Source organism: Streptomyces sp. NPDC101225 (genome assembly GCF_044767585.1).
Lineage (GTDB): Bacteria > Actinomycetota > Actinomycetes > Streptomycetales > Streptomycetaceae > Streptomyces.
On record NZ_JBIWOE010000001.1, the window covers coordinates 180,011 to 203,016 of the forward strand.

Sequence of the window (23,006 nt, forward strand, 5' to 3'; positions counted from 1 at the left end):
CGGATGCGGCCCCCCGGCGTGACGTGTGCGGGGGCCCACGTCAGCGGGCGTGGACCTCGGCGGCGTCCAGGCCGCGGTCGACGCCGTGCGGGACGACCTTCTGGCCCGGCTCCAGGTAAAGACGCCTGCCGTCGAGGAAGACCTCGACCTGGTCCGGTTCGAAGGACACCAGGTCGCCGATCCGGTCGACCTCCCGGTAGGCGTCGCGGTACGACCACGCGGCGCGCCGCGCCTCCCCGACGTCGTAGTAGTCGCACAGGCCCTTGTACGGGCAGAAGGTCTGCCCCTCGACGGGGGTCAGCGCGCTCGCGTCGATGTCGGCGCGCGGCACGTACCAGCGGGGCGCGAACCCGGACTCGTAGAGCACGACGGGGTGTTCGGACCGGGCGATCACGGTGTCGCCGCGGCGGACCTCGAGGGTGCGGGAGGCGCCGCGGATGTCGATGCGGTGGTAGTTGTCGGCGGCGTGCCCGAGGAGCCGCTCGTCCTCCTCGTAGAAGGCGTCCATCGCGCGCCAGGCGAACGCGATGCGCCCCTGGAGTTCGGTGGCGTGGCCGGGCAGGGCGGTGAACTCCCAGGCGGCGCGTTCGGTGGTGCGCCCGCCGGCGCTCACCGCGAACCAGCTGGTGTCGCCGAGGTCCTTGTGCCGGGTGACCTTGCCGCTCGGGACGAGGGCCCGCGCGTCGACGTCGGCGCGGGGGAAGTAGGCGACGGGATAGCGGCCCGGTTCGTGCAGCAGGACGACGTCCTCGCTGTCGGCGATCCATTCGCCGCCGAACCTCACCCGCATACGGCGGCGCAGGGGCTCGGCGAACAGGAGGCGCTCGGGAAGGGGCTCCGGGGTGAGGAAGTGGCCGATCGCGCCTGCGGCGAGCGGTCCTTGCTGCCAGGACAGACCCATGACGGGTTCCTTTCGTAAGAGCTCGCGCCTCAGGCGAGGACGCGGGCGAGGAAGTCGCGGATGTGACCGGTGATGGTCTGGAGGTGGCTCTCCAGGGCGAAGTGGCCGGACTCGAGCAGGTGGATCTCGGCGTCGGGGAGGTCCTGGCGGAATGCCTCGGCGCCGTCGGGGCCGAAGATCTCGTCGCCGGCTCCCCAGACCGCGAGCAGCGGGACCCGGGAGTCGCGGAAGTACTGGTGGACCTGCGGGTAGAGGTCCACGTTGGTGGGGTAGTCCCGGAAGAGCTTGAGCTGGATCTCGGCGTTGCCAGGGCGGTCCAGCAGCGCCTGGTCGTGGATCCAGTTGTCGGGGCTGACCAGGCTGGGGTCCGCCACGCCGTTCAGGTACTGCCAGCGGGTGCTCTCCAGGGTCAGGGCGCCGCGCATGGGTGCCTCGGTCTCCGGACCCGGGTTGCCGGTGTAGGCGAAGACGGCGTCCCAGAAGGGCTTGACGAAGCCCTCCTCGTAGGCGTTGCCGTTCTGGGTGATGATCGCGGTGACGCTCTCCGGGTCCTGGAGGGCCAGACGCCAGCCGATGGGGGCGCCGTAGTCCTGCACGTACATCGCGAACCGCTCGACGCCCAGCTGCTGGAGCAGAGCGGAGGTGACCTCGGTGAGGGCGTCGAAGGTGTACGGGAAGTCCTGCAGGGCGGGCATCGCGGACTGGCCGAAGCCGATGTGGTCGGGGGCGATCACGTGGTAGCGGTCGGCCAGCGCCGGGATCAGGTGGCGGAACATGTGCGAGCTGGTCGGGAAGCCGTGGAGGAGGACGAGGGCAGGTGCCGTGGGGTCGCCGGCCTCCCGGTAGAAGACCTCGGGACCGTTGACGGTGGCCGTGCGGTGGTGGACGGCGGGGAGGTTCATCTCATCTAACCCTTCAATGTGTTGTGGATGGTTACAGGTTCAGTCGAGCAGGGTCTGGCTAACCTGTCAATACGTGCTCAACGGTTAGATGGCGATGTGTGGGCGACAGCGAGGCGCCGGCGTGCTCGGTCACCTCGCGCGTCGCGTCGATGGCCCGCGTGAGCGCGGCGAGGTCGTGAGCGCCCTGGTGGCGCCGGCCGTTGAGGAAGAAGGTGGGTGTCCCGGAGGCGCCGCTGCGGTCGGCCGAGGCGATGTCGCGCTCGACGCGGCCGGTGTGCGCCCGGCGGTCCAGATCCCGGCGGAACGTGCCGACGTCCAGGCCGAGTTCGGCGGCGTAGGCGAGCAGGTCGCTCATCTCCAGCCGGTCCTGGTGTGCGAGGAGCAGGGAGTGCATGGGCCAGAAGGCGCCCTGCGCCGCTGCCGCCTCCGCCGCCTCCGCGGCCAGGCGGGCGTGCGGATGGATGTCGCTCAGGGGCAGGTGCCGCCAGACGTAGCGCACGTCGGGTCGGGAAAGGAGCAGGTCGCGGGTGACGGGGTCGGCCTCGCGGCAGTACGGGCACTCGTAGTCGCCGTACTCGACGACGGTGACCGGCGCGTCCCGCGGTCCGCGGACATGGTCGAGCTCCGGATCGACGCGGCCGGTCAGGTCGATGAGGGGCGGTGCCGCCCCGAGCAGGGCGTGGTGGCGGGCCGCGCGGGGCAGGAGCGCGGCGAGGCGGTACACCGCCCAGCCGAGCGCGCTGGACGCCACGACCGCCGCCAGGATGCCGACCTTCGCCTCCTGCAGCGGGCGTCCGGTGAAGGCGAGGTTCGCGATCAGCAGGGACACGGTGAAGCCGATGCCGGCCAGGGCGCCGCTGCCCGCGATGGCGGCCCAGCCGACGGGTGGCCGCAGCCGGCCGCCGCTGAGGCGCCCGACGGCCCACGAGGTGGCGATGACCGCGACGGGCTTGCCGATCACGTAGGCGAGGAAGACGCCGACGGTCACCGGGGCGGTCACGGCGCGCGGCAGCAGACCGGAGTCGAGCGTGATGCCCGCGTTGGCCAGGGCGAACAACGGGATGATCGCGTACGTCGTCCAGGGGCGGAAGCGGTGCTGCAGCCGGGCGTTCTCCGACAGGGTGGACGCCAGTCCCGCCACGGCGGAGCGGGCGCGGCGCGCGCTCGGCTGCTCACGGAAGAGCCGCACCAGACCGGTGGCCCGCTCCAGGTCGCCGCGCACGGGCCGGTAGGCGGAGGTGACCAGGCCGATCGCGAGCCCCGCGACGACCGGATCCACGCCGCCGGCCATCAGGCCCGCCCACATCACGACCCCCAGCACGGCGGCCGGGGCGCCGCGCCGGTGCATCCGTGCCCTCCCGAGCGCGACGAGGGCCGCGAACGACGCCGCGGCGACGGCCAGCGGGACGGGCCGGACGTGGCGGCTGTAGAACGTGGCGATCACCAGCAGGGCGACCAGGTCGTCGACGACGAACAGCGTGAGCAGGAAGGCGCGGATGCGCGCCGGAAGCGACCTGCCCATGACGCTGAACACGCCCAGCGCGAGGGCGCTGTCGGTGGACATGGCCACGCCCCAGCCGTGAGCCGCGGGACCCGCGTGGTTGACCGTGAGGTAGATCCCGACCGGTACGGCCATGGCCACCACCCCGGCTCCCACGGGCAGCAGGAGGCGGCGCCGCTCGCGCAGCTCACCCAGGTCGAGCTCCCTGCGCGCCTCCAGGCCGACCAGCAGGAAGAAGAAGCTCATCAGCCCGCTGTCGATCCAGGTGCGCAGGTCCAGTCCCAGCCGGCCGTCCCCCAGTCCGAGACTCAGCTGGGTCCGCCAGGTCTCCTCGTACGTGGCGGGGAACGCGTTGGACCAGATCAATGCGGCCAGCAGAGCTCCCACGAGCGCGACGGCGCCGCCGGTCTCTGCGGCCCACCGCGTTTCGCGATGCCGTGGCCGCGGGGCTTCGGAGTCGTGGTGCGCGATCACGGCGCGATCCTCTCTAACCAGTGAAAGAGATTTGCATGGTTAGAATGGAGGGCCTTGATGTAACCTGTCAAGTAAGTCAATCAGGTTAGAAGGTGTGGCGATGGCCGACCGTGAACGGCAGGACGCCCTGCTGGCACTCCTGAACAGCACGCCGGCGGTCGACGGGGTCGGTGGTGCCGCGGACGAGCCACGCAGCCTGACGCAGGCGCGCGACGCGCTCCGGGCCGTGGTGCGCGGCGACCGGCCCGCCGCGTCACTGGCGCCGCTGCTCGACGGCGTGACCTCGCACCCCGACGTCTCGCCCACGGGGGTGTCGTGGCAGGTGGAGGCGCCCGCGGGGCGCCGGGAGGCGGTCGAGGCCGTACTGACGTGGAGCGCGGTGCAGCAGGCGCTCCCCGGGCGGCTGCGGCCGTGCGCCAACCCGGAGTGCGGCCTGTTCCTCCTCGACCGCAGCAAGGCCAACAAGGCCCGCTGGTGCTCCATGGCCGTGTGCGGCAACCGCATGAAGGCGCGGCGCCACCTCGAGCGGGCGCGCGAGGCCGCCGCGGAGTGATGCCGCGCCGGCGCGGACGGTGGCGCGGTGGTCGTCCCCGGTCGCCGCCTTCCGGGGGCCGTCGGCGCCGACGCCTGCCACCGGGCGCCGTCCAGCCTGCTCGGCCTCGGCGTCCGGCGCCGCGTCCCGGGCGTGCGGCCGGTGTGCTCTCCTCCTCGGCGCTCCCGTACCTCGCCGACCTGGTCACGCTGCGCCGGGCAACGCCCCGGCGTTCGGGCTCTCCATGGGCGTCAACCCGCCCCTGGCCGCCCGACGCTCTCGGCAGCCTCGTACGGCGCAGGGGGCGGCGGGGCCGGGCGCCGTCAGCTCCCGCCGGGGCCGTTCGCGCCGAGCACGATCTGGGTCTGGGTGGTCTGTCCCACGAGCCGGCCGTCGTCGTCCCGCAGGTCGGTCTGTACGACGACGAGGGTGAAGCCGACGTGCAGCGTGCGGGCCGTGGCGTGGACCCGGCCGGAGGTCACTCCGCGCAGGAAGTTGGTCTTGGACTCGACCGTCGAAGTCCCGGCGCCGGGCGGGATGTTGAGATAGGCGCAGACGGCGCCCACGGAATCGGCCAGCGTCATCAGCGCGCCGCCGTGCAGCACACCACCGGCCGTGCAGGCCTCGGGGGACCAGGCCAGGCTGCCCACGACCCGGTCGGGCGCGGCCTCATGGAGTTCGATGCCGAGACCGGCCGCGAAGGGCATGGCCGCCAGGAGCGCGGCCGGGCCGGGGGACGTCGTGTCGGAAGGAGGCATGATGCTGCCTTTCGGGGGCGGGAGCGCGGCCGTTGAGTTCCGCTGGCCCGAAGGGTCTCATCACCGGTGCGACGGCACAGGGGAAACGCGTGGCTCGGCCGGTCATCCGGCGGGCAGCGTCGGCTGGATGCGGCGGACGAACGCCGCGTTGTCGGGGGTGGCCCGCAGCCGCTCCAGCAGGGTCTCCAGGCCGGCCTGGCCGTCCCGGTTCTGCAGGGCCCGGCGCAGCCCGCGCACGGCCGTCAACTCGGCCGGGGAGAGCAGGAGTTCCTCGCGGCGGGTGCCGGAGGGGTTGATGTCGACGGCCGGGAAGACACGGCGGGCGGCGGTCTCGCGGTTGAGGCGCAGCTCCATGTTGCCGGTGCTCTTCAGCTCCTCGAAGAAGTAGTCGTCGGCGCGGGAACCGGTCTCCACCAGCGCGGTCGCGAGGATCGTGAGCGAGCCGCCCTCCTCGGCCAGACGGGCCGCGCCGAAGAAGCGCTTGGGGCCGAGCAGCGCGGTCGCGTCGACGCCGCCGGACAGGGTGCGGCCACCGGCGGCGGCCGCGTTGTTGTGGGCCCGGCACAGCCGGGTCAGCGAGTCGAGCAGGATGACGACGTCCTCGCCGGCCTCCACGAGCCGCTTGGCCCGCTCGATGACGAGTTCGGCGAGCGCGATGTGCTGCTTGGCGGGCCGGTCGAAGGTGGAGGCGTACACCTCGCCGCGCACGGAGCGCCGCATGTCGGTGACCTCCTCGGGCCGCTCGTCGAGCAGCACCACCATCAGGCGGCACTCGGGGTGGTTGCCGGCCACGGCGGCGGCGATCTGCTGCAGCAGCACGGTCTTGCCGGTCTTGGGCGGGGCCACGAGCAGACCCCGCTGGCCCTTGCCGACGGGGGCGATCAGGTCGACGACGCGTCCGGTCAGGCCGGCCGCCGGGTGTTCGACGCGGAGCCGGTCGCGCGGGTGCAGCGGTGTCAGATCACGGAAGTCGCGGCGGCCGCGCAGCTCCTGGGGCGTGCGCCCGTCGATCCGTACGACCTCGGTCAGGGCGCGCCGGCCGTCCCGTACGCCCTCGACGAGGTCGCCCTTGCGCAGGCCGTGACGGCGGATGAGCGCGGGGGAGACGGAGGGGTCGGAGGACGAGGGCAGCAGGCTCTCGGCGCGCAGGTGCCCCTTCCCGTTCGTGTCGATGTCGAGGACACCGGTGACGGCCTGGGTCTGGGGTTGCTGCTTGACCGGGGGGTGTTCGAGTGTGGTGGTCATGGTGGTCGGTCCTTTCGCGGACGGTGTGCACGGGACATGCGCGGGGAGGGGGACGCCGCGGACGGAAGGCGGTCGGAACACGCCTTCGGCGGCAGGAACAGCACCTCGGGTACGGCAGCGCGCCGGTCACGAGGCGGTGCTGGAAAGCCGGTGTGCCGACCGGGACCACGGTGGCGACGCGGCGAGCTGATGAGGAACTGGCACCGGCGCCCTCGAAATGGGGGGCGTACACAGGTGCTAAGGGGACGCTACCACAGCGACCCCGGTGTCAAACCGGTCAGCGGGTGGCGAGCAGGCCGTACAGGAGCGGGATCCGCGGCCGCGGCAACCGCCACCAGCCGGACGGTGCCGGGACCATCTGCGGCCAGCGGCGCCAGGGCAGCTCGTCGCTCTCCCGCAAGGTCCTGATGGTCAGTCCTGCCCCGGTCAACGCGTTGACGACCTCGCTTATTCCGTGCATCCACTCGTAACTGTCCGTGGCGCCCTCGACGGCCGGGCCGTCGGTGTAGGTGTGCGTGGCGTCCCGGTGCACGGCGCCGTCGCCGGCCAGGTAGTCGTGGCGCAGCAGCAGCTCGGGTCCCTCGCCGGGGCCGGGCTTCGGGCCCAGCGAGTTGAGCAGGGGGTGGAACTCGACGACGTACAACTGCCCGCCGTTCCGCAGCAGTCGGGCGACCACGGCCGCCCAGTGGTTCAGGTCCGGCAGGTAGCACAGCGCGCCCTTGCCGGTGTAGACGACGTCGAACTGCCGCCCTTCCAGGGCTTGTTCGGCGTCGTACACATTGGCCTGCACATAGTCGACGTCCAGGCCCGCCCGTGCCGCGATGTCCCGCGCGGCGGCCACCGACGCCGCCGAGAAGTCCAGCCCGGTGGCACGCGCCCCGCGCCGGGCGAAGGCGAGGGTCTCGGTCCCGAGGTGGCACTGCAGGTGCAGCACGTCACGCCCGGCCGGGTCCCCGAGGTCCTCCCACTCGAAGGGCGCGAACCAGCGGGCCGGATCGAGGTCCTGGTCGAGCCCGTAGAACCTGCTGGCGAGGTGGACGGGGGTCCGGGCGTCCCAGTTCGCCTGGTTGGCCCGCATGAGCCGCGCGTGCTCGTCGGTGGTCATGACGCCATCCAACCGTGAACGCGCTCCCGGTGGAGGGAAGAGCGGCGGAACCCGGACGTCCGGCGTGGCGCGGCTCCGGCGCCGAGCGCGGGGCCCTGGACCCGCACCGGCCGGTGCGGGCCCTGAGGGAGGAGCGCGGACGCGGTGGAGGCCCGGCGGGCGCAGCCTGCGCGGGAAGGAGATCAGGTGATCACCGATGCCGGCCGGCGCCCCCATACCAGCCATACGAACGCCCGATTGACCGATTTCTTGTTCCGGCCCAACCCCCTCCCTACGCTGCCACCACCGCACTCCGGCGGGCATGGGACAAGGGACTTGGGCAATCATGGGGCGACTGGCCGGGAAAATCGCATTCATCAGTGGAACGGGGGCTGGAATAGGCCGGGCCGCGGCACAGGTATTCGCGGCGGAGGGCGCCACCGTATTCGGCTGTGACATCGACGAGGACAGTGCTGCCGAAACCGTGGAAATGGTCGGGAAGGCCGGCGGAGTGATGCGGTCCCTCGCCCCGGTCGACCTGTCCACCGAGGCGGGCGCCCGGGAGTGGATCGACGCGGGCATCACGGCCTTCGGCGGCATCGACGTCCTCTACAACAACGCCTCCGCACTGCGGAACGGGCCCTTCGAGACGATGCCGGCCGACGACTGGTACTTCACGATCAAGAACGAGCTGGACATCCCCTACTTCTGCACGCGGGCGGCCTGGCCCCACCTGATCGCCCGCGGCGGCGGGGCCGTGCTGAACGTCGCGTCCGTGGCCGCCGTGCGCGGCGCGCCGTTCATGCCGATGGTCCCGCACGGCGCGGCCAAGGGCGGGGTGCTGGCGATGAGCAAGCACCTGTGCGCGGCCGGCGCCCTGCACCGCATCCGCGTCAACACCATCGCCCCGGGGATGACCCGCACCGCCGCCACCGCCCCCTTCCTCGACGATCCGGACGGCCCGCGGGCCCAGCTCGAGGCACGCATCCCGGTCGGACGGGTCGGCGAGCCGGAGGACATCGCGCGTGCCGCGGCCTTCCTCTGCTCCGACGAGGCCGCCTTCGTCAACGGCGCCAACCTCATGGTCGACGGCGGCGACAGCGCGATGGCGGGCTGAGCGGCGTGCGGGCACGACTCGACCACGTGGGCCTCAACGTCCGCGATCTCACGGCACAGACCACCTGGTACCGGGACGTCTTCGGCCTGAAGCCCGTCTTCGACTTCCACCTCGAAGGCCCCGGTCTCACCGGTGTCGTCCTGGCCCACCCGCACGGCTGGCGCATCGAGCTGCTGGCCCGCCCCGGATCCTCGCCCGGCCTCCGGGCGCCGGACCCGACGACCGCCGTCCTCACCGAGGGATACGGACACTTCGCGGTCACCACCCCCGAGCTCGACCCCGTCTACGCGGCCCTGGTGGCGCACGGAGCGGGCGAGGTCATGGACCCCGGGCCCTCTCCCGAGCCCGGAATACGCATGGCCTGGGTCAGCGACCCCGAGGGAAATCTCATCGAACTCATAGAGAAGAACGCAGAGTGAGGGCACGCGCGATGACGGATTCGATTTCCTTGAAGAAACTCGACATGGGGACACTCATAGCGTGCTGTCTCGCGGTCGCGGCGGCACAGTTGTGCATCACGGTGCCTTCTCCGATCAATGGCAACATTCAGGCCGCATTCGGCGCCTCCGGCTCCCAGGTCGCCTGGGTGACGTCCGCCTTCATTCTTCCCACGGCCATTCTCGAGCTGAATTTCGGCGTGGTGGGCGACATGTTCGGCCGTAAGCGCCTCCTGGTGCTCGGCGGATTCGTCCTCGCCGTCGGAGAGCTGCTCAACGCCACGTCCCAGAACATCACCATGCTCTGGATCGGCCAGGCCCTGGCGGGTGTCGGTGCCGCCGCCCTCTTCCCCAGCTCCCTCGCGGTGATCGCGGCCGCCACACCCGAGTCGAAGGCCCGGGCGAAGGCCGTCTCGATCTGGGCGCTGAGCATCTCCCTGGCCTCGGCCGTGGGCCCGCTGTCCTCCGGCGTCCTCGCCACGGTCGCCGACTTCCGCTGGGCGTTCGTGCCGCCCGTCGTGCTCGGCCTGGCCGTCGGCGTCACCTGCTGGGTCCTGGTCACCGACTCCAAGGCACCCGAGGGCCGCTCGCTGGACTGGCCGGGCCAGATCACCATCGCCGTCGGCCTGACCGCCCTGCTGTGGGGCATCATCGAGGGCGGCGAGCGGGGCTGGAGCAGCCCGGCGATCGTCGGCTCCCTGACGCTCGCCGCCGTCGCCCTGGTCGGCTTCATCCTCGCGGAGAAGCGGTCCGCGGCCCCGATGTTCAACCTGGACCTGCTGCGGATCCCGTCCTTCTCGGCGGCGGCCGTCGTCGCCCTGGCCGGCATGTTCGGCTTCATCGGCACCGCCTACTGCGTCTCCATCCGGCTCGGCGCCGTGATGCACCTCAGCGCCCTCAGGGCGGGACTGCCGTTCGTGATCCTCCAGCTCATCCCGCTGCTGCTCGCCCCCGTCCTGAGCCGGATGCTGACGAAGGTCGAGCCGCGCCTGCTGCTGATGGGCGGTCTGCTGCCCATGGCCGCGGGCCAGTTCTGGATCGCGGCCCTCCCCGTCACCACGACCTCCCTCGCCGCCTTCATCGGCCCGGTACTGCTGCTCGGTGTCGGCTTCATCTGCGTCGTGTCCTCGCTGACCTCCGCCGCCGTCAACGCCGTACCGATCAACATGACCGGCATGGCCAGCGGCGCCACCAGCCTGGTCCGCGAGTTCGGCCAGGCCCTCGGCCCCGCCGTGATCAGCACGGTCGCGATGAGCGCCGCCTCCTCGGTCCTGGTCGGCAAGCTCAGCGGCGCGGACGCCGGCATGGAGGCGGCGGCGGGCCCCCTCGCCGTGGTCAACGCCGGCAGCGACGGCGCCCGGGCCGCTGCCCGGACCGCCCTCGGCCACGGCATGGCCGTCGGCGTGGTGATCTGCGGCTGCGCCTCGCTGCTCGGCGCCCTGGTCACCCTGCTGCTGGTCCGCAGGAACACCGCGCGCTCCGAGATGGGGGCGGGCGAGGCGAGCGTGCAGCCGGCGTCGGCCTAGGTCATGGACCGGAAGGGGCCGGGGTGCCTGCCGCCCCGGCCCCTTTGCGGTGCATCCAAGGGCGGGGTCCGACGCGAACGGCGTGTACAGGGGCGCTCGACGACGGCCTCTGCGACCCGGAGGAGGCTTCATGCTCGGCAGCGCAGTGGACGAGCCGACCTCGGCCCAGGAGCCTGCCGCCGCCGACGGCCCGCTGTCCTGGCGCAGCCTGGGGCTCGAAGCGATGGCATCGATGCTGGTGGTGTGGCTGCGACGGAGGGGGAACCGCTCCTTCGAGGCGCAGTGCCAGTGGCCGCGGATGCACCCGCTCAACGAACGCACTCCCACCGTGGCCCACCACCCGCTCATCATCGTCGAGTCCACCCGCCAGCTCGCCGCGGCCGTGCGGCACCGCCACCTTCCCGCCACCCGACGGGGGACGGCATGCGAGGCGATGTCGGTGAGCCTCGGGCTGCGCCCCGGCGCGCAGCCGGCGGAGAGCGGAAGCGCCACCCATGTCCCGGTGCGCGTGACGCTGAGCGACCTCGTGCCGGGGCCCGGCGGGCTCGACGCCTTCCGCGTCACGGCCGAGTTTCTGCACGCGGGGCAGCAGTTCGCGACCTGCACGATGACGTTCGCGGCCCCGGCGCGGCGCCCGGCGGGAGCCCCGGCCGCCGCGCCGGGTGCCGGGCTGCTGCACCCCGCCGCCGCGGCGGTGGGTGCGGTCGCCGACTCGGACGTGCTCCTCGCCCGTGCCCCGCAGGGCCGGCTGGTGATCGTCCCGCGTGACCCGGCACATCCCGTTCTGCTGCCGGGCCGGCCGAGCCTGCTGCCCGCCGTGGCCGTACTCGAAGCGGGCCGCCAGGCCGTACTGCTGTCCTCCGGCATGACCGCCGGCGCGGTGGTGGGTCTGCAGACGGCACTCCGGTCACCCGTGCCGGACCAGGGGGCGGCCGTCGACGTGGCGGCGGACCACAGGGGAGCGCGCTTCGTCGTCACCACGGAGGGCTGCGTGGCGGCGACGGGTGCCGTGAGCCTCCTACGGAGCTGAGACGAGTGCAACCGTATGAGGCGTTTGTCCCGAAGGGTGCCGTAAGCGGCTGACGCACAGTGCCGCTCCGTGGGACGCGGCCACGCGTTCACGGACCGGGAAAGGAACCGCCATGAAACTGAGCGACGAACTCCCCGTCGACCACAAGCTGGCCACGGTCTACCGCTACGGTGCCGCCTTCTGCGGGCTCACCCTGCTCGTCTTCGGCGTCCTCGGGTTCGCCGACGAGCTGAGCCCGTTCGGCACCGACGGGCAGCGCATCGCCGGCATGTCCACCAACGGTGTGCTGAGCCTGGTCTCGGTCCTCGTGGGCCTGGCCCTCATCGCCGGCGCCGTGGTCGGCGGGAACGTCGCGTCGACGCTCAACATGGTCGTCGGCGTGCTGTTCCTGCTGAGCGGCTTCGTGCACATCTTCATCCTCGACCGCGGTGCGAACGTCCTCGATTTCGGCATGACCAACGTGATGTTCAGCTTCGTCATGGGGCTGATCATTCTGACCTTCGGGATGTACGGGCGTGTCTCCAGCAAGCTGTCGCACGACAATCCGTACTGGCGTCGCCGGCACGCGCGCGAGGCGGCCCGCGAGTCCCTCGCGGCCCGGCGCCGGGCGCGGCACGGGGAGCTTCCGGCCGCTGGTGGCTCCGCCCCGGCGCGAGCGCTCACCGCGACCGACGTGCAGCGCAAGGGGTGACACCCGCCCAGCCCTCGTGGCCTCGGCCCTGGCGGCCTCAGTTCGTGCACTCGTGAAGTCGCGAGCTCGTGAGCGGCCTTGCGCCGCTGAGCCCCTGAGCCCCTGAGCCTTTCAGTCCTTCACACCGTCAGAGGTGCTGTGGTTTCGGGCGGGTCCAGCATCAGCAGGGCCTCGTGCAGACCGTGCGGACGCAGCAGCCCAGGGTGCTGCGTCCGCCGCCAGCCGGGGCCGCCGAGCAGGACGCGGCTCTGGGTGCGCGCGCCCCGGATGCCCCAGCGGGTCTCGGCGACGTGGTGCGCCAGCGGTGTGCTCGCCGTGGCGCGCGACTGCGACCACAGGACCACGGCGCTCGGGCCGACGCGCTGCACCGCGGCCAGCAGGGCCTCCGCCGGGACGGAGCTGCCCAGCATCAGCGTGGGCACGCCCCGCTCGGCCAGAGCGGCGTTGAGCGCTTCGAGCGCGAGGGTGTGCTGCTCCTCCGGCAGGCACGCAAGGATGACGGGGGAGGAGTCCGACGCCTTCCGGGTCAGCGCGGCCGACACGTAGATGTGCCGGATCGTCGCCGAGACGTGCCACGACAGGAGGTGCTCCACCTCTACGTAGCGATCGCCGGCCGCCTGCCATTTGCGCCCTACGGCCTGCAGGGCCGGGCCGAGGATCTCCTCCCACGTGACGACCAGCCCGTGGACGCGCAGGGACTCGGTGAGCTGTTCCTGGACGGCGACGGAGTCCAGCCGCACGGCGGCGCGCGCGAGCCCCTTGCATTCCTGCCGGACGTTGCCCAACGGCAGGCCGCTGCCCGAGCGTGAAGCCGTCGCGCGGGGCGGGGCGGTGGCCGCGGCGTGGGCGGCACCGGCCGGCGGCCGCGGCCGTTCCTCCTGTGCACCCGGCGCCGTCCGCCCGTCGGATCGTTCCTTCGCCGCCTGCAGGGCGATCGCCTTCGCCGCTCTCGCCGCTTCCGCGGGGGGAATGCCCGCAGCCGTCAGCCGGCACATCTCGACGACCATGGCGACATCGTCCGGCGTCCACCTGCGGTGGTGCCCCTTCGGCCGGGTCGCCGGGCCCAGTCCGTATCGGCGGTCCCAGGAACGCAGCGTCGTGGGCGACACGCCCACGCGCCGGGCGAGGAAGCCGGTGGTCACCCCGGCCTCGGGGGAGTCGTCCGTGTCCGTCCCGGTCGCGTCCCGTTGCCGCATGTCCCGTTCGTTCACGTCCACGGGGAAATCCCCACGGCAGGGGCGGGCCGGGCATGGACCGCGCGGGTGCCCCCGCTCACCGGGATCGCCCGCCCGCTGTCGGCGGAACGCCCAGGGCGTGGTCGACGGCCTTGGGCAGCTGCTCGGACACCTCGTCGCCGAGCCGCTCGAACTCCCGCTTCAGCAGGGGAGCGGCCAGGCGGGCCAGGCCGTGGAACTCGATGCGCGCCCGGTAGGTCAGCCGCGTCCGCCCGCCGTCCTCCTCGAAGCGCATGTCGTCGGTGGAGGTGGCGGTCTTGTTGCGTCCCTCGAAGGTGAGGTGGCCGGCCTCGAGGCGGACCAGCCGGTAGCGCAGTTCGGTACGGCGCCCCCGGAACTGCGACACGTTGTGCCACTCCGACCCGACGGCCGGCGCTCCGCCGCCGATCCGCTCGCAGGAGACGGTTCCGGGATCCCACAACGTCGTGTTCGAGAAGTCCGCGAGAAAGCCCACGACGTCGGGCAGTGGGTGGGCCAGTGTGATGACGCGTTCGACCTCGACCACAGGTGCCTCCTTTTTCGCGATGTCTGCCACAGCTCCCGGCACCTTCTGTTCCGGCGCCGCGCGGCAGACGGATGCACGTGGCGGACGGCCGCCTCGGGGAAGCCCCGCCCGCGAGCGCGCCGCGGCCTGCGCGGCGGGTCGATCCCGTATGCCGATTATCGATGCACAGTCGATGCGAGTTGTCCATGTTGCATCGAATCTGCACAGTGGGACTGCGGTTCGCGCCGTGTGACCACCAGGCCCAGCTGAGGAGTTGCGATGATCACCGCACAGCACACCGGGGCGGACATCGACGAGGCCGAGGTCGTCGCCGGTTTCCTCGCCGGTGACGAGGCATGCCTGGAGGCCGCCCACCGCCGCTGGCGACCGCTCGTCCACGCGCTCGCGTGGCGCTCGCTGGGGGATGCGAAGGAGGCGGAGGACGTCACGCAGCTGGTGTTCCTCGCCGCGTGGCGGGGGCGCGCCGGATTCAGGCCCGAGCGCGGGACCCTGTCGGGCTGGCTCGTGGGCATCACCCGCCGGAAGATCGCCGACGCGCTGTCCGCCCGCACCCGGCGGAACGAACTCGTCGCGGCCGCGGGCGCCAGGATGCTGCTGCAGCCCGCCGACGGGGGCGCGGGGGCGGACGCCAGCATCGACCGCGTCCTGCTCGCCGACGAACTGTCCCGCCTCCCCGCGCCGCAGCGCCGCGTGCTCAACCTCGCCTTCTACGACGACCTGACCCAGACCCAGATCGCCGAGTTCACCGGCTGGCCCCTGGGCACCGTCAAGAGCCATGCCCGCCGGGGACTGCACCGGCTGGCCAGCCGGCTCAGGGAGAGCGGCGCGGTCGAGCACGCCGTGTGACAGGGCCGCACCGCGCGCCCGGAAGGGTGCCGCACCCGCTCAGTCTCATGTCGAGACTGACTAGGCTGGCGTCATGAAACGGACGTCGTTCTCGAACTGGCCGTGCTCCATCGCCAGGGCCATGGATCTTCTGGGTGACGCCTGGACCCCGCTCGTGCTGCGGGAGGCGTTCTACGGGATCCGCCGCTTCGACGAGTTCCAGCAGGAACTGGGCATCGCCCGCAACACCCTCACCGACCGGCTGCGCCGCCTGGTGGACGAAGGACTGCTGGAGAAGGAGCCCTACCAGGACGAACCCCGGCGCTACGACTACGTGCTGACCGAGAAGGGGCGCGACTTCTTCGGCGTGCTGGCCGCGGTGTCCCGGTGGGGTGACCGCTGGCTGGCGGGGGACGAGGGCGCCCCGGTCGTCTTCCACCACGGCCCCTGCGGACACGACACCGCGGCCGAGGTGGTCTGCGTCGCCTGCCGGGAGCCGCTGCGGGCCGAGGACACCTCGATGCGGATGGGTCCCGGTTATCCGGAGCGGCTGAGGCTGCGGCCGGACGTGCGGCGCCGGTTCGGTGCGGCGTGAGGCTCCCCGTGGCGGGCCGGCAACCCTTGACAGGGTGAGTCTCATAAAGCAACTCTGGTGATCAGACCCCTTTTCGTCGAGGAGGCCGACCAGGGTGAGATGGACCGGCGCACGCTACACGGACAAGCCCACCGTCGAGGTGCGGACCTGGATCGACGCCCCGCCCGAACGGGTGTGGGCGCTGGTCTCGGACGTCGCGATGATGCCGAGCCTGAGCGACGAGCTCCAGTCGGCCGCATGGCTCGACGGCGCCACGGAGCCGTCGGTCGGCGCCCGCTTCGTCGGCCGCAGCAGGCACGAGGCGCTCGGCGAGTGGTCCACCACCTCGTACGTCATCGAGTGCGAACCGGGCCGTGTCTTCGCCTGGGCGGTGGCGGACCCCGCCGACCCGTCGGCGGTCTGGCGCTTCCGGCTCCACGCGGGTGACGGCGGCACCGACCTGTCGGAGTGGATGCAGATGGGCCCCGGGCGCTCCGGGCTGTCGCAGGCGATCGACCGGATGCCGGAGAAGGAGCAGAAGATCGTGTTCGTGCGGATGCGGGAGTTCGAGCGGAACATGACGGCCACCCTGGAGCGGATCAAGCGACTGGCGGAGGCCGAGTGATGCGCACCGCGACCACGATCGAGGCCTCCGGTCTCCAGCACTGGCCGGAATCGGCCGACTTCGTCGTGGAGGCCGAGAAACTGGGCCTCGACATCTGCTGGGTCGCGGAGGCCTGGGGCTCCGACGCGCCCTCCGCCCTCGGCTACTACGCGGCCCGCACCGACCGGATGCTGCTCGGATCAGGCATCATCCAGGTCGGCACCCGCACCCCGGTCGCCGTCGCCCAGACCGCGATCACGCTGTCCAACCTCTCCGGCGGGCGGTTCCTGCTGGGCCTCGGCGCCTCCGGCCCGCAGGTGATGGAGGGCCTGCACGGCGTCCCCTTCGCCCGCCCGCTCGCCCGGGTGAGGGAGACCGTGGAGATCGTGCGCCGAGCGCTCGACGGCGGCAAACTCTCCTACACGGGACAGGAGTTCACCATCCCGCTGCCCGGCGGCGAGGCCGTCCCGATGCGGCTGTCGGCCAAGGCGGAGCACGCGATCCCCCTCTACCTCGCCGCCCTGTCGCCGGCCATGCTGCGGCTGACCGGCGAGGTCGCCGACGGCTGGCTCGGCACCAGCTTCGTGCCCGAGGGGGCGGCCGGCGCCTACTTCGCCCACCTCGACGAGGGACTCGCCCGCGGCGGCCGCGGCCGCGGCGAACTGGACGTCTGCCAGGGTGCCGAAGTCGCCTTCGCGGCCGACGAGGACGCGCTCGCCGCGATGGTCGCGGGCCGCAGGAAGGAGCTGGCCTTCAGCCTCGGCGGCATGGGCTCCGCCTCGACCAACTTCTACAACAGCGCCTACAGCCGCCAGGGCTGGGCCGAGGTGGCCGCCGAGGTCCGCGAGCGCTGGCAGGCGGGCGACCGGGACGGCGCGGCCGGACTGGTCACCGACGAGATGGTGCTCGGGACGACGCTGATCGGCACGGAGCCCATGGTGCGGGAGCGGCTGCGGGTGTGGCGCGACACCGGCGTGGACACCGTACGGCTGTATCCGGCCGGGCGGACCCTGGACGAGCGGCTCGCCACACTCGGCCGGGCCGTGGAACTCGTCCGGGAGGCCGGCAGTGCGTCGTAGGCCCGTACCGGAGATTCGTACGGCAGAGTGTCGATCGGGCGGGCCCCCGTTCGTCGGTGGGGTGCAGGAAGCTCATCACCACCGGGAGGACTCATGAAGTACATGCTGCTCGTCTGCGGCGACGACACCAACGACGCCTCGGGCATGGCGCCCGTCGAACCCTGGGTGGAGGACCTCGGCGAGCGGAGCGTGCGGCTGCACGGGCACCGGCTGGCCCTGCCCTCCGAGGCGGTCACCGTGCGCGTGCGGGGCGGTGAAGTGCTGCGCACCGACGGGCCGTTCGCCGAGACCAAGGAGTACGTCGCCGGCTTCGACGTCCTGGAGTGCGACAGCCTGCAGGAGGCCGTCGAGGCCGCCGCCCGGCACCCCGTCGCCACCATCGGCGCCATGGAGGTCCGCCCCTTCTGGCCGATGGGGGAGGAAGAGGACCCCGAGGCCGCCCTGCGGGCCGTCGACGCGGAACTCACCGAGGCCCACCGGGAACGCGACGCCGGGCGCGTGCTGGCCTGCTACGCGCCCGACGCGGAGATCTTCCACTTCGCCGACGGCCGCGAGCGGCAGGGCCTGGACGCCCACCGCACGGCCGTCCGGGACCTGTTCGCACAGGTCGGCGGCCCGGTCACACGCGAGGTGCGGGAGCTGACGATCGAGGTCGACGAGGGCGTCGGCTTCGCCCGCTCCCTGATCCGGCTGACCGCCACCCGCACCGACGGCACCCGGCTCGACGACACCCTGCGCGTCAGCACCGGCTACCGCGACATCGGCCTGCGCCGCGTGATCACCCACGAGCAGGCCGTGTCCCTGAAGGAGGCGTGATGAAGTACGCCCTGCTGTTCTGCACCCCGGTCGGGGCCGAGGAGCAGAGCCCGGCGGAGCGTGCCGACGACCCGCGCTTCGCCGTGTACGTCGCGGCGGCGCGGGAGGGCCGGGTCACCGGAGGGGCACGGCTGCGGCCGCCCGGCGACGCCACCACGGTGCGGGTGCGCGGCGACGAAGTCCTGCTCAGCGACGGGCCGTTCGCGGACACGAAGGAGTACCTGGCCGGCATCTCCTTCATCGACGTCGCCGACCTCGACGAGGCCATCGCCCTCGCCGCCACGCATCCGGCCGCCCGCGAGGGCGGCTCGGTCGAAGTGCGGCCGGTCTGGGAGTGAGCGCCGACGACGTCGAAGCCGCCGTCGCCGCCGCCTTCCGGGAGGAGTGGGGCCAGGTTGTCGCCACCCTGATCCGGGTGACCGGCGACTGGGACCTGGCCGAGGAGTGCGCGCAGGACGCCTTCGCGCAGGCCCTGGACCGGTGGCGGCGCGACGGCGTCCCGCGCCGCCCCGGCGCCTGGCTGACCACGACCGCCCGCCATCGCGCTCTCGACGTGCTGCGCCGGGAGGCGGTCGGGGCGGCCAAACTGCGGGAGGCGGCCGTGCTGGCGCGCGACGAGGGACCCGGCGACCCGGAGTACGACGGCGACGACAGCGGCGTCCAGGACGACCGGCTGCGGCTGATCTTCACCTGCTGCCATCCCGCCCTGCCCATCGAGGCCCGGGTCGCGCTCACCCTGCGCACCCTCGCGGGCCTGACCACGCCGGAGATCGCCCGCGCCTTCCTCGTCCCCGAGGCGACGATGGCGCAGCGCCTGGTGCGCGCCAAGAAGAAGATCCGCAACGCCGGCATCCCCTACCGGGTGCCGCCCGCGCACCTCCTGCCCGAACGCACCACGGGCGTGCTCGGCGTGCTCTACCTGCTCTTCAACGAGGGGTACGCCGCCACGTCCGGCGCCGATCTGGTCCGCACCGACCTGTGCGCGGAAGCCATCCGCCTCACCCGGCTGCTGGCCCGTCTGATGCCGGACGAGCCCGAGACGCTCGGCCTGCTCGCCCTGCTCCTCCTGCACGACGCGCGCCGGCACACGCGCGTGGACGCGGCCGGGGAACTGATCACCCTGGAGGACCAGGACCGCGGCGCGTGGGACCGCGCGGCGATCGACGAGGGCGCGACGCTGCTGGAGAGGGCACTGCGGCGCGGCCGCCCCGGCGCCTACCAGATCCAGGCCGCCATCGCCGCCTGCCACACCACCGCGGCGACCGCCGAGGACACCGACTGGGCCGACATCGCCGCCCTCTACGGCGAGCTGACCCGCTTCGTGCCCTCGGCCGTGGTCCGCCTCAACCGCGCGGTGGCCGTCGGCATGTCCGAGGGCACGGAAGCGGGGCTGGCCCTGGTCGAGGAGCTGGAACGGGAGGGGGATCTGACCGGCTACCACCTGCTGCCCGCCACCCGCGCCGACCTGCTGCGCCGCAGCGGGCGCACGAGCGAGGCGGCCGCGGCGTACGAACGGGCGCTGGAACTGGTGGAGAACGACGCGGAACGCGGGTTCCTGCGGAAACGGCTCGCGGAGTGTCGATCCGCGTAGGGGCCGTTCGTCGGTGGGGTGACTTCGCCCCGCACGACACCGGAGGCCCCGATGACCACCCACCAGCCCCCACGCCCCGCCACCCTGCTCCGCAGGGCCCTCGTCGCGCTCCTGCGTGAACCCCGCGCCCCCGGGAGCCCGGACGTGTGGCTGGCCGGCCTGCGGCTGGGAGGCTGACGATGACGGCCACCGACCCCCGCCGCTGGTACGCCCTCGCCCTGCTCTGCGTCGCCGGGTTCATGGTGATCCTCGACGCGCAGATCGTCCTTCTCGCCCTGCCCTCCGTCGCGGACGGCCTCGGCCTGTCCGCGGACGGCGCCCCATGGGTCATGAGTGCCTACCTGCTGAGCTTCGGCGGGCTGCTGCTCCTGGGCGGGCGGACGGCCGACCTGCTGGGCCGCCGCCGTGTCTTCATGGCCGGCACGCTGCTGTTCGGGCTGTCCTCGCTGCTGTGCGGACTCGCCTGGACGGCGGGCGTGCTGGTCGCGGCCCGTGCCGTGCAGGGCGTGTCGGCCGCGCTCATGGCCCCGAGCGCGCTCTCGCTGCTGGTGAGCACGTTCGAGGAGGACCGCGAACGCAACAAGGCCCTCGCCGTCTGGTCCGGCAGCGGCGGCTTCGGCGCCACCGCCGCCCTCCTGATCGGCGGCCCCCTCACCGACGCGTTCGGCTGGGAGTGGGTCTTCTTCCTCAACGTCCCCGTCGCCGCGGCCCAGCTGGCGCTCACCCCGCTCCTGCTGCGCGAGAGCCGCACCCGGAGCCGGGCCCGCTCCTACGACCCGGCCGGCGCCCTCGCCGTCACCGCCGCGCTGGTCGCCTGCGTGTACGCCGTCGTGGACGCACCCCGCGCGGGCTGGCTCTCGGCGCGCACGACCGGCCTGCTGGTGGCCTCCGTGCTGCTCGCGGCGGTCTTCGTCCGCATCGAGGCCCGCGCCGCGGCCCCCCTCGTTCCGCTGCGCCTGCTGCGCGCGCGGACCGTGAGCGGCGGCAACCTCGTCGTGTTCCTGCTCGGCGCGAGCGCCTTCGGGATGTCGTACACGCTGTCCGGGTACGGCCAGGGCGTCCTCGGCTACTCACCGCTGCGGTTCGGCCTGTGCAACGTCGTGATGCCGGTGGGCGCCGTCGTCGGCTCCTCGGTCGGCCAGGCCCTGGTGACCCGGCTCGGCCCGCGCCCGGTCGCCGCGGGCGGTCTCGTGCTGGTCGGCGCGGGCAGCGCGCTGCTGGCCCGGGTCCCGGCCGACGGCGGATTCCTGCGGGACCTGCTGCCCGGCCTGCTGCTCTTCGGCCCGGGACTGGGCGCCTGCGCCGTCGCCCGTGCCGTCGCCGCCCTGACCGGGGTGAGCGAGGAGGACTCCGGCGTGGCCTCCGGCATCAACACCGCGGCCTTCCAGATCGGCGGGGCCTTCGGGGTCGCCGTCGTCACCTCCGTCGCGCTCTCCCGGACGGGCGGCCCGGACCCTCTGGCCGCGCTGACGGCCGGTTACCGCGCGGGCTTCGGCGCGTGCGTCGTCCTCGCCGCGACGGGGCCGGCCTGCGCCCTGCTCCTGCTGCGCCCGGGCGGGAAACACGGACCCGGAGAAGGCCGGCACGACCTCGGCGGCCGTCTGCCCCGGCGATTCGGCGCCGCCCCGAACAGGTCTATCGACCCGCGTCGAGCGCGTCGGTGATCGCCTTCACCCCGCCGTGCGCGGTGTACCCGCCGTCGACCGTGATCTCCGCCCCGTTGACGTACGACGCCTCCTCGGACAGGAGGTAGACCACCAGGGGTGCCACCTCGTCGACGGTGCCGCCCCGGCCCTGGGGAGTCATCGACACGTGCGCCTCGACGAAGACCGGGTTCGCGCCCGCCATCAGGGGCGTCTCGATGTAGCCGGGGTGGATCAGGTTCGTACGGATGCCGCGCGGCGCCAGCTCCAGCGCCGCCACCTTCGACAGACCCCGCAGGGCCCATTTGCTCGTCGTGTACGCGACGGCGTGGTGGGCGGTCAGCCCCGCGACGGAGCCGACGTTGACGATCGAGGAACCGGCCGGCATCAGCGGCGTCAGGGCCTGGACGCCGAGCAGGGCGCCGGTGGTGTTCACCGCGAACGCCCGGTTCCAGTCGGCGAGTTCGACGTCGTCGAGGCGGGCCCGCATCGGGATGCCCGCGTTGTTGACGAGCCCGTGCACGACCTCCAGCGATGCCGCCAGTCCCGCCCAGTCGGCCGGCGAGGACACGTCCAGGTGCCGGTAGGTGACGTCGAGGCCGTCGGCGCGCAGCGAGGCGGCGAGCTTCTCGCCCGCCTCGTCCAGGACGTCGGTCGCCAGGACCGCCGCGCCCTCGCGCGCCGCCGCCGTCACCTCCGCGGCTCCCTGGCCCTGCGCGGCCCCGGTGACGACGACGGTGCGGCCCGCCAGACGCGTACGGCTCACGGTTCCTCCATGGGGTGCGGGGACGACTCCCCTCCACGCTAGGAAGCCGCGGTCAGCTCCGGAAACGCGTGTTCCTCATGGCAGGCATCCGCGGATGCGATCTCCGCGGGAGCGGGTTCCCCCAGGGACGCGCCCACCCGGCGCACGGTCTCGCGCAGCCAGCGGTGCGCGGGGTCGGCGTGCCGGTTGTGGTGCCAGTACATGGCCTCGACCAGCGGCACGTCGGGGAACGGTGTCGGGACCACGGCGCAGCGCGCGAACGTCTCGTAGCGCCGCGCGAGCCGTTCGGGCACCAGGGCGACCATGTCGGTGCCGCTGAGCAGGAACGGCATCACGCTGAAGCCGGGGGTGCTGACCTGCACCCGCGGCGTGATGCCCAGGGTCTCCAGCTGGCGGTCGGCGGGCGTGAGCTTGCCGATGGCGCAGGCGACGTGCGGCATCTCGGCGAGGTCCCGCAGTTCCAGCCGCCCGTCGGCCAGGCGCGGGTTGCCGGGGTCGACGAGACATACGAACCGGTCGTGCATCACGGCCTCGCTGACGCCCGGCAGCTGGTAGCCGAGGGGCACGATCATCAGGTCGTGGCAGCGCAGATGCGTCTCGTTCTCCAGCTGGCCCTCCACGATGGGGTGGAAGTCGATGCGGACCCCGGGCGCCTCCTCGGCGATGATCCGCAGCAGCGGCTCCACGAAGACCGTCATCACGTAGTCGGACATCACCACCGAGAATCGCTGCCGGCTGCGGCGCGGATCGAAGTGCCGGGTCAGCGACAGCGCCTCCTCCGCCTTGTGCAGCGAGGCCTGCACGACCGGCAGCAGCCGCTCCGCCAGCGGCGTCAGCTCGTACTCCCGGCCGACCCGCACCAGCAGCTCGTCGTTGAAGTGGCGGCGCAGCCGGGCCAGCGATCCGCTCATCGCGGACTGGCTGGTGGACAGCCGTACGCCCGCGTGCGTGACGTTCTTCTCCTCCAGGAGAGCTTCCAGCGCCACCAGAAGATTCAGGTCGATGGCTCCGAGGCCCATGGGTGTTTCCTTCCGGCCGCGTCGTTGAAGCTCGGTGAAACCGGAGCGTAACGACGGATTTCACGCCGAGGAAGAGCCTCGGTGGCAACTCACAGCGATCCGATGACAACCATCGGACTGCTGGATGTGTGCACTTCAGAAGGAGTGAGGG

The 23,006-nt window shown here is 72.8% G+C and carries 25 protein-coding genes; 15 read left to right on the forward strand and 10 right to left on the reverse strand.

Annotated elements, in window-relative coordinates; translation table 11 throughout:
- Positions 1-40 precede the first annotated feature (40 nt).
- Genes ACIRPX_RS00805 through ACIRPX_RS00815 form a run of 3 tightly spaced genes read right to left on the reverse strand, consistent with a single transcriptional unit; the run spans position 41 to position 3,778 of the window.
- Positions 41-901 carry a DUF427 domain-containing protein gene (locus ACIRPX_RS00805; protein ID WP_404187099.1) on the reverse strand — a complete coding sequence of 287 codons (861 nt, stop codon included), beginning with the start codon at positions 899-901 and terminating at the stop codon, positions 41-43.
- A 29-nt stretch (positions 902-930) separates the two neighbouring features.
- The gene (locus tag ACIRPX_RS00810; RefSeq protein ID WP_404187100.1) at positions 931-1,803 is read right to left on the reverse strand and encodes an alpha/beta fold hydrolase; all 873 of its coding nucleotides are present in this window, start codon (positions 1,801-1,803) and stop codon (positions 931-933) included.
- 58 nt (positions 1,804-1,861) lie between these two features.
- Positions 1,862-3,778, reverse strand: coding sequence for a Na+/H+ antiporter NhaA (locus ACIRPX_RS00815; RefSeq protein ID WP_404187101.1), 1,917 nt, complete (start codon positions 3,776-3,778; stop codon positions 1,862-1,864).
- A gap of 100 nt (positions 3,779-3,878) precedes the next feature.
- On the opposite strand from ACIRPX_RS00815, the gene ACIRPX_RS00820 reads away from it, so the two are divergent.
- Positions 3,879-4,331 carry a CGNR zinc finger domain-containing protein gene (locus ACIRPX_RS00820; protein ID WP_404187102.1) on the forward strand — a complete coding sequence of 151 codons (453 nt, stop codon included), beginning with the start codon at positions 3,879-3,881 and terminating at the stop codon, positions 4,329-4,331.
- Between the two features lie 302 nt (positions 4,332-4,633).
- Here ACIRPX_RS00820 and ACIRPX_RS00825 read toward each other — a convergent pair whose 3' ends face one another.
- From ACIRPX_RS00825 to ACIRPX_RS00835, 3 genes are all read right to left on the reverse strand, one after another.
- The gene (locus ACIRPX_RS00825) at positions 4,634-5,068 is read right to left on the reverse strand and encodes a PaaI family thioesterase (RefSeq protein ID WP_404187103.1); all 435 of its coding nucleotides are present in this window, start codon (positions 5,066-5,068) and stop codon (positions 4,634-4,636) included.
- A gap of 102 nt (positions 5,069-5,170) precedes the next feature.
- Complete coding sequence (gene rho, locus ACIRPX_RS00830; RefSeq protein ID WP_404187104.1) at positions 5,171-6,313, reverse strand: transcription termination factor Rho; 1,143 nt, start codon at positions 6,311-6,313, stop codon at positions 5,171-5,173.
- A 277-nt stretch (positions 6,314-6,590) separates the two neighbouring features.
- On the reverse strand, positions 6,591-7,418 hold the full coding sequence (locus ACIRPX_RS00835) for a class I SAM-dependent methyltransferase (protein ID WP_404187105.1): 828 nt from the start codon (positions 7,416-7,418) through the stop codon (positions 6,591-6,593).
- 325 nt (positions 7,419-7,743) lie between these two features.
- Here ACIRPX_RS00835 and ACIRPX_RS00840 point away from each other — a divergent pair, with 325 nt between their 5' ends.
- The 5 genes from ACIRPX_RS00840 to ACIRPX_RS00860 all read left to right on the forward strand — a co-directional run bounded on the left by ACIRPX_RS00840 (position 7,744) and on the right by ACIRPX_RS00860 (position 12,198).
- The gene (locus tag ACIRPX_RS00840) at positions 7,744-8,514 is read left to right on the forward strand and encodes an SDR family NAD(P)-dependent oxidoreductase (protein ID WP_404187106.1); all 771 of its coding nucleotides are present in this window, start codon (positions 7,744-7,746) and stop codon (positions 8,512-8,514) included.
- Positions 8,515-8,519: 5 nt separating this feature from the next.
- Entirely contained in the window at positions 8,520-8,933 is a 414-nt protein-coding gene (locus ACIRPX_RS00845) for a VOC family protein (protein ID WP_404187107.1), read from the forward strand.
- A 44-nt stretch (positions 8,934-8,977) separates the two neighbouring features.
- Positions 8,978-10,477, forward strand: a complete 1,500-nt coding sequence (locus ACIRPX_RS00850) for an MFS transporter (RefSeq protein WP_404187108.1) — start codon at positions 8,978-8,980, stop codon at positions 10,475-10,477.
- A 130-nt stretch (positions 10,478-10,607) separates the two neighbouring features.
- Positions 10,608-11,507 (forward strand): AfsA-related hotdog domain-containing protein, encoded by a 900-nt coding sequence (locus ACIRPX_RS00855; RefSeq protein ID WP_404187109.1) that lies wholly within the window; start codon positions 10,608-10,610, stop codon positions 11,505-11,507.
- Positions 11,508-11,619: 112 nt separating this feature from the next.
- On the forward strand, positions 11,620-12,198 hold the full coding sequence (locus tag ACIRPX_RS00860) for a DUF4383 domain-containing protein (RefSeq protein WP_404187110.1): 579 nt from the start codon (positions 11,620-11,622) through the stop codon (positions 12,196-12,198).
- A 119-nt stretch (positions 12,199-12,317) separates the two neighbouring features.
- Here ACIRPX_RS00860 and ACIRPX_RS00865 read toward each other — a convergent pair whose 3' ends face one another.
- Complete coding sequence (locus ACIRPX_RS00865) at positions 12,318-13,394, reverse strand: MerR family transcriptional regulator (protein WP_404187488.1); 1,077 nt, start codon at positions 13,392-13,394, stop codon at positions 12,318-12,320.
- 76 nt (positions 13,395-13,470) lie between these two features.
- Complete coding sequence (locus ACIRPX_RS00870; RefSeq protein ID WP_404187111.1) at positions 13,471-13,938, reverse strand: SRPBCC family protein; 468 nt, start codon at positions 13,936-13,938, stop codon at positions 13,471-13,473.
- A gap of 258 nt (positions 13,939-14,196) precedes the next feature.
- Between ACIRPX_RS00870 and ACIRPX_RS00875 the strand changes: the two genes are divergently transcribed.
- The 9 genes from ACIRPX_RS00875 to ACIRPX_RS00915 all read left to right on the forward strand — a co-directional run bounded on the left by ACIRPX_RS00875 (position 14,197) and on the right by ACIRPX_RS00915 (position 21,091).
- Positions 14,197-14,784 carry an RNA polymerase sigma factor gene (locus ACIRPX_RS00875; RefSeq protein ID WP_404187112.1) on the forward strand — a complete coding sequence of 196 codons (588 nt, stop codon included), beginning with the start codon at positions 14,197-14,199 and terminating at the stop codon, positions 14,782-14,784.
- 73 nt (positions 14,785-14,857) lie between these two features.
- Positions 14,858-15,358 carry a winged helix-turn-helix transcriptional regulator gene (locus ACIRPX_RS00880; RefSeq protein WP_404187113.1) on the forward strand — a complete coding sequence of 167 codons (501 nt, stop codon included), beginning with the start codon at positions 14,858-14,860 and terminating at the stop codon, positions 15,356-15,358.
- 94 nt (positions 15,359-15,452) lie between these two features.
- Positions 15,453-15,962 carry an SRPBCC family protein gene (locus ACIRPX_RS00885; protein ID WP_404187114.1) on the forward strand — a complete coding sequence of 170 codons (510 nt, stop codon included), beginning with the start codon at positions 15,453-15,455 and terminating at the stop codon, positions 15,960-15,962.
- Positions 15,962-17,020: an LLM class flavin-dependent oxidoreductase gene (locus ACIRPX_RS00890; RefSeq protein ID WP_404187115.1), complete on the forward strand. Its 1,059-nt coding sequence runs from the start codon at positions 15,962-15,964 to the stop codon at positions 17,018-17,020. The genes ACIRPX_RS00885 and ACIRPX_RS00890 overlap by 1 nt, the downstream gene beginning before the upstream one ends.
- A gap of 93 nt (positions 17,021-17,113) precedes the next feature.
- Positions 17,114-17,836, forward strand: a complete 723-nt coding sequence (locus tag ACIRPX_RS00895) for a YciI family protein (RefSeq protein WP_404187116.1) — start codon at positions 17,114-17,116, stop codon at positions 17,834-17,836.
- Positions 17,836-18,174 (forward strand): YciI family protein, encoded by a 339-nt coding sequence (locus ACIRPX_RS00900; RefSeq protein ID WP_404187117.1) that lies wholly within the window; start codon positions 17,836-17,838, stop codon positions 18,172-18,174. The genes ACIRPX_RS00895 and ACIRPX_RS00900 overlap by 1 nt, the downstream gene beginning before the upstream one ends.
- Entirely contained in the window at positions 18,171-19,427 is a 1,257-nt protein-coding gene (locus ACIRPX_RS00905) for an RNA polymerase sigma factor (protein WP_404187118.1), read from the forward strand. Before ACIRPX_RS00900 ends, ACIRPX_RS00905 begins: the two co-directional genes overlap by 4 nt.
- A gap of 51 nt (positions 19,428-19,478) precedes the next feature.
- Positions 19,479-19,604, forward strand: coding sequence for a hypothetical protein (locus ACIRPX_RS00910; RefSeq protein WP_404187119.1), 126 nt, complete (start codon positions 19,479-19,481; stop codon positions 19,602-19,604).
- 2 nt (positions 19,605-19,606) lie between these two features.
- Positions 19,607-21,091: an MFS transporter gene (locus tag ACIRPX_RS00915; protein WP_404187120.1), complete on the forward strand. Its 1,485-nt coding sequence runs from the start codon at positions 19,607-19,609 to the stop codon at positions 21,089-21,091.
- Here the strand turns inward: ACIRPX_RS00915 and ACIRPX_RS00920 are convergent.
- Together ACIRPX_RS00920 and ACIRPX_RS00925 are read right to left on the reverse strand one after the other, a co-directional pair.
- Entirely contained in the window at positions 21,063-21,836 is a 774-nt protein-coding gene (locus ACIRPX_RS00920; protein ID WP_404187121.1) for an SDR family NAD(P)-dependent oxidoreductase, read from the reverse strand. The two genes, ACIRPX_RS00915 and ACIRPX_RS00920, sit on opposite strands and share 29 nt — an antisense overlap.
- A 38-nt stretch (positions 21,837-21,874) precedes the next feature.
- Positions 21,875-22,855, reverse strand: a complete 981-nt coding sequence (locus tag ACIRPX_RS00925; protein WP_404187122.1) for a LysR family transcriptional regulator — start codon at positions 22,853-22,855, stop codon at positions 21,875-21,877.
- Between the last annotated feature and the right edge of the window lie 151 nt (positions 22,856-23,006).

Bases quoted from the DNA above. Each gene is read 5' to 3' on its own strand.
- ACIRPX_RS00895 (WP_404187116.1), top strand. From the start codon at position 17,114: ATGAAGTACATGCTGCTCGTCTGCGGCGACGACACCAACGACGCCTCG.
- ACIRPX_RS00820 (WP_404187102.1), top strand. From the start codon at position 3,879: ATGGCCGACCGTGAACGGCAGGACGCCCTGCTGGCACTCCTGAACAGC.
- ACIRPX_RS00835 (WP_404187105.1), bottom strand. From the start codon at position 7,418: ATGACCACCGACGAGCACGCGCGGCTCATGCGGGCCAACCAGGCGAAC.
- ACIRPX_RS00915 (WP_404187120.1), top strand. From the start codon at position 19,607: ATGACGGCCACCGACCCCCGCCGCTGGTACGCCCTCGCCCTGCTCTGC.
- ACIRPX_RS00880 (WP_404187113.1), top strand. From the start codon at position 14,858: ATGAAACGGACGTCGTTCTCGAACTGGCCGTGCTCCATCGCCAGGGCC.
- ACIRPX_RS00900 (WP_404187117.1), top strand. From the start codon at position 17,836: ATGAAGTACGCCCTGCTGTTCTGCACCCCGGTCGGGGCCGAGGAGCAG.
- ACIRPX_RS00890 (WP_404187115.1), top strand. From the start codon at position 15,962: ATGCGCACCGCGACCACGATCGAGGCCTCCGGTCTCCAGCACTGGCCG.
- ACIRPX_RS00840 (WP_404187106.1), top strand. From the start codon at position 7,744: ATGGGGCGACTGGCCGGGAAAATCGCATTCATCAGTGGAACGGGGGCT.
- ACIRPX_RS00925 (WP_404187122.1), bottom strand. From the start codon at position 22,855: ATGGGCCTCGGAGCCATCGACCTGAATCTTCTGGTGGCGCTGGAAGCT.
- ACIRPX_RS00860 (WP_404187110.1), top strand. From the start codon at position 11,620: ATGAAACTGAGCGACGAACTCCCCGTCGACCACAAGCTGGCCACGGTC.
- ACIRPX_RS00825 (WP_404187103.1), bottom strand. From the start codon at position 5,068: ATGCCTCCTTCCGACACGACGTCCCCCGGCCCGGCCGCGCTCCTGGCG.
- ACIRPX_RS00805 (WP_404187099.1), bottom strand. From the start codon at position 901: ATGGGTCTGTCCTGGCAGCAAGGACCGCTCGCCGCAGGCGCGATCGGC.
- ACIRPX_RS00810 (WP_404187100.1), bottom strand. From the start codon at position 1,803: ATGAACCTCCCCGCCGTCCACCACCGCACGGCCACCGTCAACGGTCCC.
- ACIRPX_RS00910 (WP_404187119.1), top strand. From the start codon at position 19,479: ATGACCACCCACCAGCCCCCACGCCCCGCCACCCTGCTCCGCAGGGCC.
- ACIRPX_RS00850 (WP_404187108.1), top strand. From the start codon at position 8,978: ATGGGGACACTCATAGCGTGCTGTCTCGCGGTCGCGGCGGCACAGTTG.
- ACIRPX_RS00865 (WP_404187488.1), bottom strand. From the start codon at position 13,394: ATGCGGCAACGGGACGCGACCGGGACGGACACGGACGACTCCCCCGAG.
- ACIRPX_RS00875 (WP_404187112.1), top strand. From the start codon at position 14,197: ATGATCACCGCACAGCACACCGGGGCGGACATCGACGAGGCCGAGGTC.
- rho (WP_404187104.1), bottom strand. From the start codon at position 6,313: ATGACCACCACACTCGAACACCCCCCGGTCAAGCAGCAACCCCAGACC.
- ACIRPX_RS00855 (WP_404187109.1), top strand. From the start codon at position 10,608: ATGCTCGGCAGCGCAGTGGACGAGCCGACCTCGGCCCAGGAGCCTGCC.